Raw genomic sequence first — 13,580 nt, 5'->3', positions numbered from 1 at the left:
ATCTAGTATTAAATGAAAAGAATCATTAAAAAGGTTGCTGTCATTGGCTCTGGAATAATGGGATCTGGCATTGCTTGTCATTTTGCCAATATAGGAGTCGAAGTCTTATTATTAGACATCGTTCCTAGAGAACTTAATGACAAGGAACAAAGCAAAGGATTATCTCTAGAAGATAAAGTTGTACGTAATCGTATCGTAAACGATTCTCTTAAAGCAGCTTTAAAATCTAAGCCCTCTCCTATCTACAATCAAAAGTTTGCAAACAGAATCACTACAGGAAACCTTGAAGATGATATTGCAAAAATAGCAGATGTAGATTGGATTATTGAAGTAGTTGTCGAAAGACTAGATATCAAAAAACAAGTTTTTGAAAACTTAGAAAAATACCGTAAACCTGGAACATTAATTACTTCTAATACTTCAGGTATACCTATTAAATTTATGAACGAAGGACGAAGTGAAGATTTCCAGAAGCATTTCTGTGGAACACACTTCTTTAATCCTGCTCGTTACTTAAAATTATTCGAAATCATTCCTGGGCCTAATACGTCTAAAGAAGTACTTGATTTCTTAAACGAATATGGAGAAAAATATCTAGGAAAAACATCTGTTGTTGCCAAAGATACTCCTGCATTTATCGGAAACCGTATTGGTATCTTCAGTATTATGAGTTTATTCCATATGGTAAAAGATATGGGATTAACTATAGAAGAAGTTGATAAATTAACTGGACCAGTAATTGGTCGTCCTAAATCAGCTACATTCCGTACAGTAGATGTAGTAGGTTTAGATACCTTAGTGCACGTAGCTAATGGATTGTATGATAACTGTCCTAATGATGAACGTCACGAATTGTTTAAATTACCGGATTTTATCCAAAAAATGTTGGATAATAAATGGTTAGGAAGTAAAACAAAACAAGGATTCTATAAGAAGACTGTTAGCCCAGAAGGTAAAAAAGAAATCCTTTCTTTAGATTTAGATACTTTAGAATACCGTTCTAAAAAGCGTGCATCTTTTGCTACATTAGAAATGACGAAAACGATTGATAAAGTAATCGACCGTTTTAAAGTATTGGTAGCAGGAAAAGATAAAGCTGGAGAATTTTATCGCAAAAATTTAGCAGCTCTATTCGCTTATGTATCTAACCGTATTCCTGAAATTACAGATGAGCTTTATAAAATCGATGATGCTATGAAAGCTGGTTTTGGATGGGAACATGGACCATTCCAAATCTGGGATGCTATAGGTGTAGAAAAAGCTATCGAAATCATGAAAGCCGAAGGTTATGAGCCAGCTGTATGGGTAACAGATATGCTTGCTGCAGGTAATTCTTCTTTCTACACAGTAAAAGAAGGAGCTACATATGTATATGATATAGAAAGTAAATCACAGCAGAAAAAACCAGGACAAGATGCCTTTATTATTTTAGATAATATTAGAGAATCATCTGCGGTTTATAAAAATAGCGGTGTTGTAGTAGAAGATCTTGGTGATGGAATCTTAAATGTAGAATTCCAAAGTAAGATGAATTCTATAGGTGGAGATGTATTAGCAGGATTAAACAAAGCAATTGATATAGCCGAGAAGGATTTCCAAGGATTAGTTATCGGTAACCAAGGAGCAAACTTCTCTGTAGGAGCTAATATTGCGATGATGTTTATGATGGCAGTAGAGCAAGAATATGATGAGTTAAACATGGCAATTAAATATTTCCAAGACTCATGTATGCGTTTACGCTACTCTGCTATCCCTACTGTTGTAGCACCACACGGAATGACTCTAGGTGGAGGATGTGAAATGACACTTCATGCAGATAAAGTTGTGGCTGCTGCCGAAAGTTATATTGGATTAGTAGAATTTGGTGTTGGTGTAATCCCTGGTGGAGGTGGTTCCAAAGAGATGGCACTTAGAGCAGCAGATACCTTCCAAAAGAACGATGTAGAGTTAAACCGTTTACAAGAACATTTCTTAACGATCGGTATGGCAAAAGTATCAACATCTGCTTATGAAGCTTATGATACAAATATCCTTCAACACGGTAAAGATATAGTTGTAGTAAACAGAGATCGCCAGATTGCAACAGCAAAAGCACATGCAAAATTAATGGCAGAATCAGGATATACACAACCTATCAGAAGAAAAGACGTAAAAGTATTAGGTAAACAAGCTTTAGGGATGTTCTTAGTAGGAACAGACTCTATGGAAGCTGGTAAGTTTATCTCTGAGCATGACAAGAAAATTGCTAATAAACTAGCTTATGTAATGGCTGGAGGAGATTTATCTGAACCTACGCTAGTATCAGAACAGTATCTATTAGACTTAGAGCGCGAAGCTTTCTTATCACTTACAACAGAACGTAAGACACTAGAAAGACTTGAGCACATGTTGAAAAAAGGAAAACCGTTAAGAAACTAGAGTTCAAAAAAGAAGAAAAATGAAAACAGCATACATAGTAAAAGCATATAGAACAGCCGTAGGAAAAGCACCTCGCGGAGTGTTCAGATTTAAAAGACCAGACGAGCTTGCTGCCGAGACTATACAACATATGATGAACGAGTTACCTGATTTTGATAAAACTCGTATTGACGATGTAATTGTTGGTAACGCAATGCCTGAGGCAGAACAAGGACTAAACATGGCACGTTTAATCTCGTTAATGGGATTAAAAGTTGAAGATGTACCAGGAGTAACAGTAAACCGTTACTGTGCATCTGGATTAGAGACTATAGGAATGGCTACTGCAAAAATTCAAGCAGGAATGGCAGATTGTATCATCGCTGGTGGTGCAGAAAGCATGTCTTATATTCCTATGGGTGGATATAAACCTACTCCAGATTATCAATTAGCTGCCGAAGGTAAAGAAGATTATTACTGGGGAATGGGATTAACTGCAGAAGCTGTAGCAAATCAGTTTAATGTTTCTCGTGAAGATCAAGATGAGTTTGCATATAACTCTCATATGAAAGCATTAAAGGCACAAGCAGAAGATCGTTTTAAAGATCAAATTGTACCTATTAATATAGAGCAAGTTTATCTTGACAAAAATGGTAAAAAAGCCACAAAATCTTATACTGTAAGTAAAGACGAAGGACCAAGAGCAGGAACAAATGTTGGTGTTTTAGGTAAATTAAAACCAGTATTTGCTGCTGGCGGTAGCGTAACAGCTGGAAACTCTTCTCAAATGAGTGATGGTGCTGCATTTGTAATGATTATGAGTGAAGATATGGTCAAAGAATTAAATGTTGAACCTATCGCACGTTTAGTAAATTATGCAGCTGCAGGTGTAGAACCACGTATCATGGGAATTGGACCAGTAAAAGCAATTCCTAAAGTATTAAAACAAGCAGGATTACAGCAAAATGATATCGATCTTATCGAGTTAAACGAAGCTTTTGCATCTCAATCTTTAGCTGTAATACGTGAATTAGGACTTAATCCAGATATCATCAATGTAAATGGTGGAGCAATTGCTTTAGGACACCCTCTAGGATGTACCGGAGCTAAACTTTCTGTGCAGTTGTTTGACGAAATGCGTAAGCGTGATATGAAAGGGAAATACGGAATGGTGACTATGTGTGTAGGAACAGGTCAAGGAGCAGCTGGAATTTTTGAATTTTTACAATAATCAGGTATTAAGATAAGTAGTACAACGTGTGTAGTTTTCACTGCATACGTGTACTTATCACTAAAACTAAACAAAAAAAATGGAAAATAAAGATATATTAAGAGGTGGTCAGTTTTTGGTAAAAGAAACTGTATGTGAAGATATTTTTACACCAGAAGATTTTACCGAAGAACAACGCATGATGCGTGATTCGATCAAAGAATTTATTGATCGTGAAGTATGGCCTCTTAAAGAGCGTTTTGAAAAGAAAGATTACGCACTTACAGAAGAATTAATGCGTAAAGCTGGTGAGCTTGGATTTTTAGGTATTTCTGTTCCAGAAGAATATAATGGATTAGGAATGGGATTTGTAGCGACAATGCTTACTTGTGATTATATCTCGGGAGCAACAGGTTCTTTAGCTACAGCTTTTGGAGCACATACAGGAATTGGTACTATGCCAATCACATTATACGGTACAGAAGAACAAAAGAAAAAATATGTACCTAAGTTAGCTTCTGGAGAATGGTTTGGTTCTTACTGTTTAACAGAACCAGGAGCGGGATCAGATGCAAACTCTGGTAAAACAAAAGCAGTACTTTCAGAAGATGGAACACACTATTTGATCTCAGGTCAAAAAATGTGGATATCAAATGCTGGATTCTGTAATGTAATGATTGTATTCGCTCGTATCGAGGACGATAAAAACATTACGGGATTTATAGTAGAATATGATAAAGAGAATCCAAACGGAATCACTTTAGGAGAAGAAGAACACAAATTAGGAATCCACTCCTCTTCTACTCGTCAGGTATTCTTTAGTGATACTAAAGTTCCTGTAGAGAATATGCTTTCTGAAAGAGGAAATGGATTTAAAATAGCGATGAACGCACTTAATGTTGGTCGTATTAAATTAGCAGCAGGATGTCTTGATGCACAGCGTAGAGTAATTGGTGAAGCTGTAAAATATGCAAATGAGCGTATACAGTTTAAAACACCAATTATGAATTTTGGTGCTATTAAAGCAAAAGTTGCAGAAATGGCAACAAGTACTTATGCAGATGAGTCTGCTTCGTATAGAGCTGCAAAAAATATAGAAGATCGTATTGCTATCCGTCAAGCGGAAGGAAATAGTCATCAAGAAGCAGAACTTAAAGGTGTAGAAGAATACGCAATTGAGTGTTCTATCTTAAAAGTTGCAGTATCTGAAGATGTTCAAAACTGTACAGATGAAGGAATCCAAATCTTTGGAGGTATGGGATTCTCTGCTGATACACCTATGGAATCTGCATGGAGAGATGCTCGTATTTCTCGTATTTATGAAGGAACTAACGAGATCAACCGTATGTTGGCTGTAGGAATGCTTGTTAAAAAAGCAATGAAAGGACATGTAGATTTATTAGGGCCAGCAATGGCTGTAGCTGATGAGTTAACAGGTATCCCTTCTTTTGAAACTCCAGATTACTCTGAGTTATTCTCTGAAGAAAAAGAAATGATTAAGAAACTTAAAAAAGTATTCTTAATGGTAGCAGGAGCTGCAGTTCAAAAATTTGGACCTCAATTAGAAGAGCATCAACAGTTATTAATGGCTGCATCTGATATCTTAATTGAGATCTATATGGCAGAATCTACTATCCTACGTACAGAGAAAAATGCTAAGCGTTTTGGAGAAGAAAGTCAAGAAGCACAAATCGCAATGGCTCAATTATACTTATACAATGCAGTAGATATTATTACTAAAAAAGGAAAAGAAGGTATCGTTTCTTTTGCCGAAGGTGATGAGCAACGTATGATGTTAATGGGACTTAAGCGTTTTACAAAATATGCAAACCAACCTAATGTAGTTGCTTTACGCACAAAGATTGCTGATAAAGTTGCTGCAGAAAACGGATATTACTTTTAATTCCTTTATAAGAGGAAAAGCCTATCCTGAGGCATAAAACTAGGAAGTTGTTTAATTTTGATTTAAAAAAGGTTGCCTCTTAGATGGCAACCTTTTTTTACGAATTGAACTATCTAAACACGCATTAAATCAGTTGTTTACTGGGGAAAATGAATTTGCGAAATGATATTTTATTAAAATATAACACGTCTTTAACACATCACTTTGCATTCATTTTTCAAAAAAAGGTTTCAATTAGTTACATTTGCAATCTTGGTTTTTGAATACTATGACAAAAAGTGAAGAATATATAGAAGTTTTGGGTGCTCGGGCACACAATCTCAAAAATATAGATATCTCTATTCCTAGAGATCAATTGGTGGTTATCACAGGATTGTCTGGATCCGGAAAATCATCACTTGCTTTTGATACAATCTATGCCGAAGGACAGCGTCGTTATATAGAAACGTTTTCTGCCTACGCCCGTCAGTTTCTAGGTGGATTAGAGCGTCCAGATGTTGATAAAATAGATGGATTATCACCTGTTATAGCTATAGAACAAAAAACCACGAGTAAAAGTCCACGTAGTACCGTAGGAACTATTACAGAGATATATGACTTTTTACGTCTTTTATTTGCTCGTAGTAGTGATGCATATAGTTATGAAACCAATGAAAAAATGGTGAGCTATAGTGATGCGCAAATAAAAGAGTTAATTCTTAAAGAATACGAAGGAAAGAGAATCAATGTACTAGCACCAATCATTAGATCAAGAAAAGGACATTATCGCGAACTTTTTGAACAAATAGCCAAGCAAGGATTTGTAAAAGTTCGTGCAGATGGTGAGATTATTGATATCGTTAAAGGATTAAAATTAGATCGATATAAAACACATGATATAGAAATCGTAATTGATAGACTTAAAGTTTCTGAGGATATTGATAAACGCTTAAGTGAAACGATAAATACAGCAATGTATCATGGAGATGATGTATTGATGATTATCGAACAAGAAACACAAGAAGCTCGCTTTTTTAGTAGAAACTTGATGTGCCCTAGTTCGGGTATCTCCTATCCTAATCCAGAGCCTAATAACTTTTCTTTTAATTCACCTAAAGGAGCTTGTCCTAAATGTAATGGTATAGGACGTATACATGAGATTAATTTAAAGAAAGTAATTCCAGATGATACCAAGTCTATCAAAGCTGGAGGAATAGAACCTCATGGACCTCAAAAGAAAACGTGGATTTTTAAACAATTAGAGATTATAGCAACGCGCTATAATTTCAAGCTTAGTGATCCTATAAAGAAGATTCCGCAAGAAGCTATGGATATCATTCTTCATGGAGGAAATGAGAAATTTACAGTAGATAGTAAAACACTAGGTGTAAAACGAGAATACAAAATAGACTTTGAAGGGGTATTAACATTTATTGAAAATACCTATAATAATAACGATTCGACATCTTTACGTAGATGGGCAAAAGAATATATGGATGATGTTATCTGCCCTACTTGCGAAGGATCTAGATTACGTAAAGAATCGCTATATTTTAAAGTTAATCAAAAAAATATAGCAGAATTGGCTAATATGGATATTAGCGAATTGACAACATGGTTTTTGGATTTACCAAACCATCTTACAGAAAAACAACAAAAAATAGGAAGTGAAATTGTAAAAGAAATAAAAACACGATTACAATTTTTACATGATGTAGGACTTACCTATTTATCTTTAAATAGAAGTAGTAAATCATTATCAGGAGGTGAAGCACAACGTATTCGTTTAGCCACACAAATAGGCTCACAATTAGTAGGAGTCTTATATATCTTAGACGAACCAAGTATAGGGTTACATCAACGTGATAATGAAAAATTAATCAATTCTTTGGTGCAATTACGAGACATAGGAAACTCTGTTATTGTAGTTGAGCATGATAAGGATATGATTGAACGAGCAGATTATGTAATTGATATAGGCCCAAAAGCTGGTAAGTATGGAGGAGAAATCATAAGTACTGGAGCGCCTGCAGATTTACATAAATTTGAAACCCTTACAGCAGATTATATTTCTGGAAAAAAAGCAATTGAAATTCCTAAGAAAAGAAGAAAAGGGAATGGAAAGAAAATCCAATTAAAGGGAGCTACAGGAAATAATCTTAAAAATGTTTCAGTTGATTTTCCTTTAGGAAAAATGATAGCGGTAACCGGTGTATCAGGTAGTGGTAAATCTACCTTGATTAATGAAACCCTCTACCCTATTCTTAATGCGCATTATTTTAACGGAGTTAAAAAACCAATGCCGTATAAAAGTATTAAGGGACTAGAACATGCAGATAAGGTTATTGATATTAATCAAACACCTATAGGTCGTACACCGAGATCTAATCCAGCAACCTATACAGGAGTATTTTCTGAGATTAGATCCTTATTTGCCAAAACTCCTGAAGCTATGATCAGGGGGTATAAACCTGGACGTTTTAGTTTTAATGTTAGGGGGGGAAGATGTGAAACATGTAAAGGTGGCGGACTGCGAGTAATCGAAATGAACTTTTTACCAGATGTTTATGTCGATTGCGAAACCTGTCAAGGGAAACGATTTAATAGAGAAACCTTAGAAATTAGATATAAGGGTAAATCTATATCAGATGTATTAGAGATGACAATCAATGAAGCTACAGACTTTTTTGAAAATATTCCGAAAATACATCGAAAACTTAAAACAATTAAAGATGTTGGTTTAGGGTATATTACCTTAGGGCAACAATCTACAACACTATCTGGAGGAGAAGCACAACGCATTAAGCTTGCTACAGAATTGTCCAAGAGAGATACAGGAAATACTTTTTATATTCTTGATGAACCTACTACGGGATTACATTTTGAAGACATAAGAGTATTGATGAATGTACTTAATGAATTGGTCGACAAAGGAAACACCGTATTGATCATAGAACATAATCTAGATGTAGTAAAAATGGCTGACTACATTATCGATATAGGTTATGAAGGAGGGAAAAATGGCGGTGAAGTAATTGCTACAGGAACACCCGAAGAAGTTGCTAAGCATAAAAAAAGTCACACAGCAAGGTTCTTAAAAAAGGAATTACAATAATTTTTTGAAAAACAAAAACTGATGAAAAAAGAACAAAGACATAAAGGTTGGAATGAAATAAAAACTAATGATTCTTGGGCAATCTTCAAGATCATGGGAGAATTCGTTAACGGATTCGAAAAAATGAGTAAGATTGGTCCTTGTGTATCTATTTTTGGATCTGCTAGAACAAAAACTGATGATAAGTATTATCAATTGGCTGTTGATGTTGCACATAAAATCGTTGAGCATGGATATGGTGTAATTACAGGTGGTGGACCTGGAATTATGGAAGCTGGTAACAAAGGTGCTCACTTAGGTGGAGGTACTTCTGTAGGATTAAATATCGAATTGCCATTTGAGCAACACGATAATCCATATATTGATAGTGATAAAAACTTAGATTTTGATTATTTCTTTGTACGTAAAGTAATGTTTGTAAAATACTCTCAAGGATTTGTAGTTATGCCAGGAGGTTTTGGTACACTTGATGAGTTATTTGAAGCAATTACATTAATACAAACTAAAAAGATAGATAAATTCCCAATTATTCTTGTAGGAACAGAATTCTGGGGAGGTTTAATGGATTGGGTAAAATCAACTTTATTAAGCAAATTTAACAATATTAGTGCTGGAGATTTGGATTTAATCCATCTTGTGGATACTCCAGACGAAATTATTACGATTCTTGATAAATTCTATGCAGAATATAACTTGAGTCCTAATTTCTAATTTAAAATAACCCCACTATTGCTAAAAAATGAAAAAGAAAATTTTAATTGGATTGTTGTTAATTGCGCAAACAACAATCGCTCAACAAGTTGTAAAAACGATGTTTTACAACGTGCTGAACTATCCTTCAGCTCCGCCTGAAAATAGAGAGGTACACTTAAAAACAATTATAGATGATTATCAACCTGACCTTTTCATGGTTTGTGAATTGGAAACGGCAGCAGGTGGGGAAGAAATTTTAAATGCATCTTTAAATGCAACAGCAGAAGTGTATGCTAGTGCTCCTTTTTTGAGTAACGCATCCAATTCTGCTGTTGAAATACAACAATTATTATATTACAATAAGAAAAAGTTTACCCTAGTTAATTCACAAAGACTCTTAAACTCTTTAAGAGATATTAACTGGTATACTTTAAGGTTAAATACAGAAAACCCAATACAAATAGAAGTTTTTGTTTGTCATTTAAAAGCCAGCCAAGGAACTAGTAATGAAAACAGGCGTCTAGAAATGGTTGATGTATTTCTGGATAACCAAGTAAATTTAGATCCTGATGCCTATGTACTTTTTGCAGGGGATTTTAATTTATATACTTCAAATGAAGAAGCATATCGAGCTTTGGTTCATGATAACAATTCTATTATAATGGTTGACCCTATAGACGCTCTAGGAGATTGGCATAATGATAGCTCTTTTGATGATATCCATACACAAAGTACGAGGATAAGTAATGATGATTTTGATGACTTTGGAAGCGGTGGTGGACTTGATGATCGTTTTGATTTCATCTTTATGTCAGAAAACTTTAGAGGAGGTAATCGTTTATCGTATATACCAGATTCTTATGTGTCTTATGGTAATAATAAAAATTGCTATAATAGAAGAATTGATGATGTTAATTGTACAGGAGAATTTAGTCAAGAAATACGAGATGCTTTGTATATGATGAGTGATCATTTGCCTGTAGTTATGGAATTTGAAGCAGATGAAACGTTAAGTAACGAAGAGTTTTTTGCTCAAGAACAAGCAGTTTATCTATCAAAAACTGTTGTTGACGATTTCTTACGAGTACATAATGATACTTCAAAAAATATTCCTATTTTGTTCAAAGTTTATAATACATTAGGACAAGAACTTATAAGTTTTGATAGTGAAGCTGCTTCTATAACAGATGTTCCAGTATATGACTTACCTAATGGATTATATTATTTAAAATCTAATTTGAATATTAACGCATTAAAATTTGTAGTACAACATTGAAAAAAATAGTTTTTTGTAGCTTTATTTACCTTTTATTGGGCCTTTTAACAACGGTTGCTCAACATAAAACTTCGATAAAAGCGGTATTAAATGTTACAGAACACACTATTGAAGTAGAACAACGTATTACATATCACAATACATCAAAAAATGCATTGAGCGAAATCTTTATTCAAGATTGGGCCAATGCATTTTCTAATAAAAGAACACCACTAGGTGAGCGTTTTGCAGAGGATTACAGCAGAAGATTCTATTTTGCAAAAGATGAAGAACGAGGAGCAACAACAATTCATAAAATTAGTAACGAGAATAATGACATTAACTGGAATAGAATAGATGATCATCCAGATGTTTTAAAGTTAGAACTCCCCTCTCCTATTGCATCTAATGAAATTCAAGAATTTACTTTTCAATACACAGTAAAACTTCCTAGTAGTAAATTCACAAGGTTTGGTTATAAAAGAGATGGAGATTATGATTTAAGGTATTGGTATCTTACTCCTGTTGTATACGATTCTTCTTGGCAAATATACAGTCATAAAAATTTAAATGATCAGTATGTACCGTTAACCGATTATGAGATTTCCTTTACTATTCCTACAGCGTACAAAATAACATCTGAGCTTCAGCAAAATCAAGATGAATTAGCAGATGATCAAGAGTTATACGAGGTTAGATTATCTGGTAAACAGCGTAATCATGCAAAGTTGTTTATAGAAAAGAAAAATACGTTTTTATCTTTTCCTATAAATGATGAACTTACCTTAGTAAGTAATATTGATGATAATGATCTTATGCCTAAGATGAAATCTATTGCCAATAAAAGAATATTTGAATTCTTGGAAGAACGTTTGGGTAAATATCCTTTTGATAAATTAGTAAGTTCTGATACGGATTATCAAATTAATCCAGTATATGGATTAAATCAGTTACCTGATATAGTAAGACCTTTTCCAGATGGATTTCAATATGAAATAAAACAACTTAAAGCTATTACTGATGCTTATTTAAGAAATACATTGATTGTAAATCCTAGAAAAGATGCGTGGATAAGAGATGCTATTCATGTTTTTTTGATGATGGAATACACCAATAAGTATTATTATGATACCAAGTTAATAGGGAATTTAAGTAAGATTATAGGTATTAGGTGGTTTCATGCGGCAGATTTAAAATTTAATGATCAATATTATTTAGGGTATAAAAATATGGCTAGACGTTTTCTAGATCAACCATTGACTACGCCTCAAGATTCTTTGGTCAAATTCAATAAAAATATAGCTAATCCTTATAAAGCAGGTGTAGGTTTAAGGTATCTAGAAGATTATTTAGGCGATGATAATATACTTACAGAAAGCATTCAGGACTTTTATAAACAAGTGGTTTTAAAACCAACAAAGTCTGAAGCTTATGAACAATTATTAGAAAAGAAGACCTCAAAGGATATTTCATGGTTTTTTGATGATTTTATACGAAGTAATAAAACACTAGATTTTAAAATAAAGAAAGTAAAGAAAAAAGGCGATTCACTAGAAGTTATAATCAAAAATAAAAAAGAGAATGCCATGCCTATTTCTTTATATGGATTTAGAAAAGATAAAGGTTTAGCATATAAAGCTTGGCTCCCAACGACCAAAGGGACAAAAAAATATACAATACCTAATGATGGTATTAAAAAATTAATGCTTGATGCAGATAAAAAAGTCCCAGAGGTAAATCGTAGAAATAATCATAAAAAAATAAATAGCTTATTTAATAAACCTTTTCAGTTTAGACTTTTACAAGATGTGGAAGACCCTGATTACAGTCAGATATTTTTTACACCAGAATTTGAGTTTAATGTTTATGATGGATTGACTATTGGTAATAAGTTTTATAACAAATCGGTAATAAAGAAGAATCTAGATTACCGTATAGTACCTAGTTATGGGTTTTTATCAAAAAAACTTTTAGGATCTGTAGCTACCACATATACACAGCAAGTAGCAGATGATGGTTTATACAGTATTAAATATGGTATAAGTGGTAGTATGTTTAGTTATGCTCCAGATTTACTTTTTAGAAGATACTCGCCATATGTTTTATTTTACTTTAGAAATAAAGATTTACGCAATAACGAAAACTCTAGGCTTACAATACGTACTGTAGGCGTTTCTAGAGAGCGTGATGAGATTAATCCAGTATCTACTCCAGATTATGATGTGTTTAACGTTAGATATCGATACACTAATCCTAATTTGATTAATTTATTTTCATACAATATCGATTATCAGCTATCTCAGAATTTTAGTAAACTTTCGACTACATTACATTACAGAAAGTTATTCTTAAATAACCGACAAGTAAATTTGAGGTTTTTTGCAGGGACATTTTTGTTTAATGATACACAAAGAGATGGGGATTTCTTCAGTTTTGCACTTGATAGACCTACAGATTATCTTTTTGACTATAGTTATTTAGGACGCAGTGAAGAAGCAGGTTTAGTGAGTCAGCAAATTATTTTGGCCGAAGGAGGATTTAAATCACAATTAGAATACCCATTTGCTAATAGATGGATTACTACATTAAATGCAGAAACTAATATATGGAATTGGATTTATGCATATGGTGACGTAGGTTTTGTTAAAAATAAAGGAATCAATCCTAAGTTTGTTTATGATGCAGGTGTACGATTGAGTTTAGTAGCTGATTATTTTGAATTATTTTTCCCTGTAGTTTCAAATAATGGATGGGAAATATCACAGCCTAATTATGATGAAAAAATTCGTTTTATCATTACTCTTAACCCACAAACACTAATAGGACTCTTTACTAGAAGGTGGTATTAGACCGCAATTTTGAGGTTTTTCTAATTAATAAATTATTAAGAGAATTCGTTATTTCTGTATAAAATTTATTTTTTTTCTTTTAAAATGCCTTTTTAATATCATATTGCTAAAATTTTTAATATTTATTGAATTGCATTTAATCATGGTTTTCATTAAATTTGTTCACCGTTAAAACTTAA

7 protein-coding genes are annotated in these 13,580 nt (G+C 33.4%); all 7 read left to right on the top strand.

Translation table 11 applies throughout. The features are described from left to right. The first annotated feature begins 12 nt into the window (after window positions 1–12). The 7 genes from ACYEKI_RS00595 (at window position 13) to ACYEKI_RS00565 (ending at window position 13,401) form a co-directional block, all read left to right on the top strand. Window positions 13–2,418, top strand: a complete 2,406-nt coding sequence (locus tag ACYEKI_RS00595) for a 3-hydroxyacyl-CoA dehydrogenase NAD-binding domain-containing protein (RefSeq protein ID WP_459209201.1) — start codon at window positions 13–15, stop codon at window positions 2,416–2,418. A 19-nt stretch (window positions 2,419–2,437) separates the two neighbouring features. Beyond that, window positions 2,438–3,628, top strand: coding sequence for an acetyl-CoA C-acyltransferase (locus tag ACYEKI_RS00590; RefSeq protein ID WP_459209200.1), 1,191 nt, complete (start codon window positions 2,438–2,440; stop codon window positions 3,626–3,628). A gap of 79 nt (window positions 3,629–3,707) precedes the next feature. Then, a complete protein-coding gene (locus ACYEKI_RS00585) occupies window positions 3,708–5,510 on the top strand; it encodes an acyl-CoA dehydrogenase family protein (RefSeq protein WP_459209199.1) in 1,803 nt (600 codons plus the stop codon). Between the two features lie 268 nt (window positions 5,511–5,778). Then, window positions 5,779–8,604, top strand: coding sequence for an excinuclease ABC subunit UvrA (gene uvrA / locus ACYEKI_RS00580; protein ID WP_459209198.1), 2,826 nt, complete (start codon window positions 5,779–5,781; stop codon window positions 8,602–8,604). A gap of 21 nt (window positions 8,605–8,625) precedes the next feature. Continuing rightward, window positions 8,626–9,315 carry an LOG family protein gene (locus tag ACYEKI_RS00575; protein WP_459209197.1) on the top strand — a complete coding sequence of 230 codons (690 nt, stop codon included), beginning with the start codon at window positions 8,626–8,628 and terminating at the stop codon, window positions 9,313–9,315. Window positions 9,316–9,343: 28 nt separating this feature from the next. Further along, a complete protein-coding gene (locus tag ACYEKI_RS00570; protein WP_459209196.1) occupies window positions 9,344–10,573 on the top strand; it encodes a hypothetical protein in 1,230 nt (409 codons plus the stop codon). A gap of 35 nt (window positions 10,574–10,608) precedes the next feature. After that, entirely contained in the window at window positions 10,609–13,401 is a 2,793-nt protein-coding gene (locus ACYEKI_RS00565; RefSeq protein WP_459209195.1) for a gluzincin family metallopeptidase, read from the top strand. The last annotated feature ends 179 nt before the right edge of the window (window positions 13,402–13,580 follow it).

This window comes from Aquimarina rhabdastrellae (assembly GCA_947387485.1).
Classification (GTDB): domain Bacteria; phylum Bacteroidota; class Bacteroidia; order Flavobacteriales; family Flavobacteriaceae; genus Aquimarina.
Note: the sequence above shows the minus strand (reverse complement) of the source record. Positions and strands in the feature narration are given on the sequence as shown.

Coding starts and splice junctions, on each gene's coding strand:
- ACYEKI_RS00595 (WP_459209201.1), top strand. CDS start 13: ATGAAAAGAATCATTAAAAAGGTTGCTGTCATTGGCTCTGGAATAATG.
- ACYEKI_RS00590 (WP_459209200.1), top strand. CDS start 2,438: ATGAAAACAGCATACATAGTAAAAGCATATAGAACAGCCGTAGGAAAA.
- ACYEKI_RS00585 (WP_459209199.1), top strand. CDS start 3,708: ATGGAAAATAAAGATATATTAAGAGGTGGTCAGTTTTTGGTAAAAGAA.
- uvrA (WP_459209198.1), top strand. CDS start 5,779: ATGACAAAAAGTGAAGAATATATAGAAGTTTTGGGTGCTCGGGCACAC.
- ACYEKI_RS00575 (WP_459209197.1), top strand. CDS start 8,626: ATGAAAAAAGAACAAAGACATAAAGGTTGGAATGAAATAAAAACTAAT.
- ACYEKI_RS00570 (WP_459209196.1), top strand. CDS start 9,344: ATGAAAAAGAAAATTTTAATTGGATTGTTGTTAATTGCGCAAACAACA.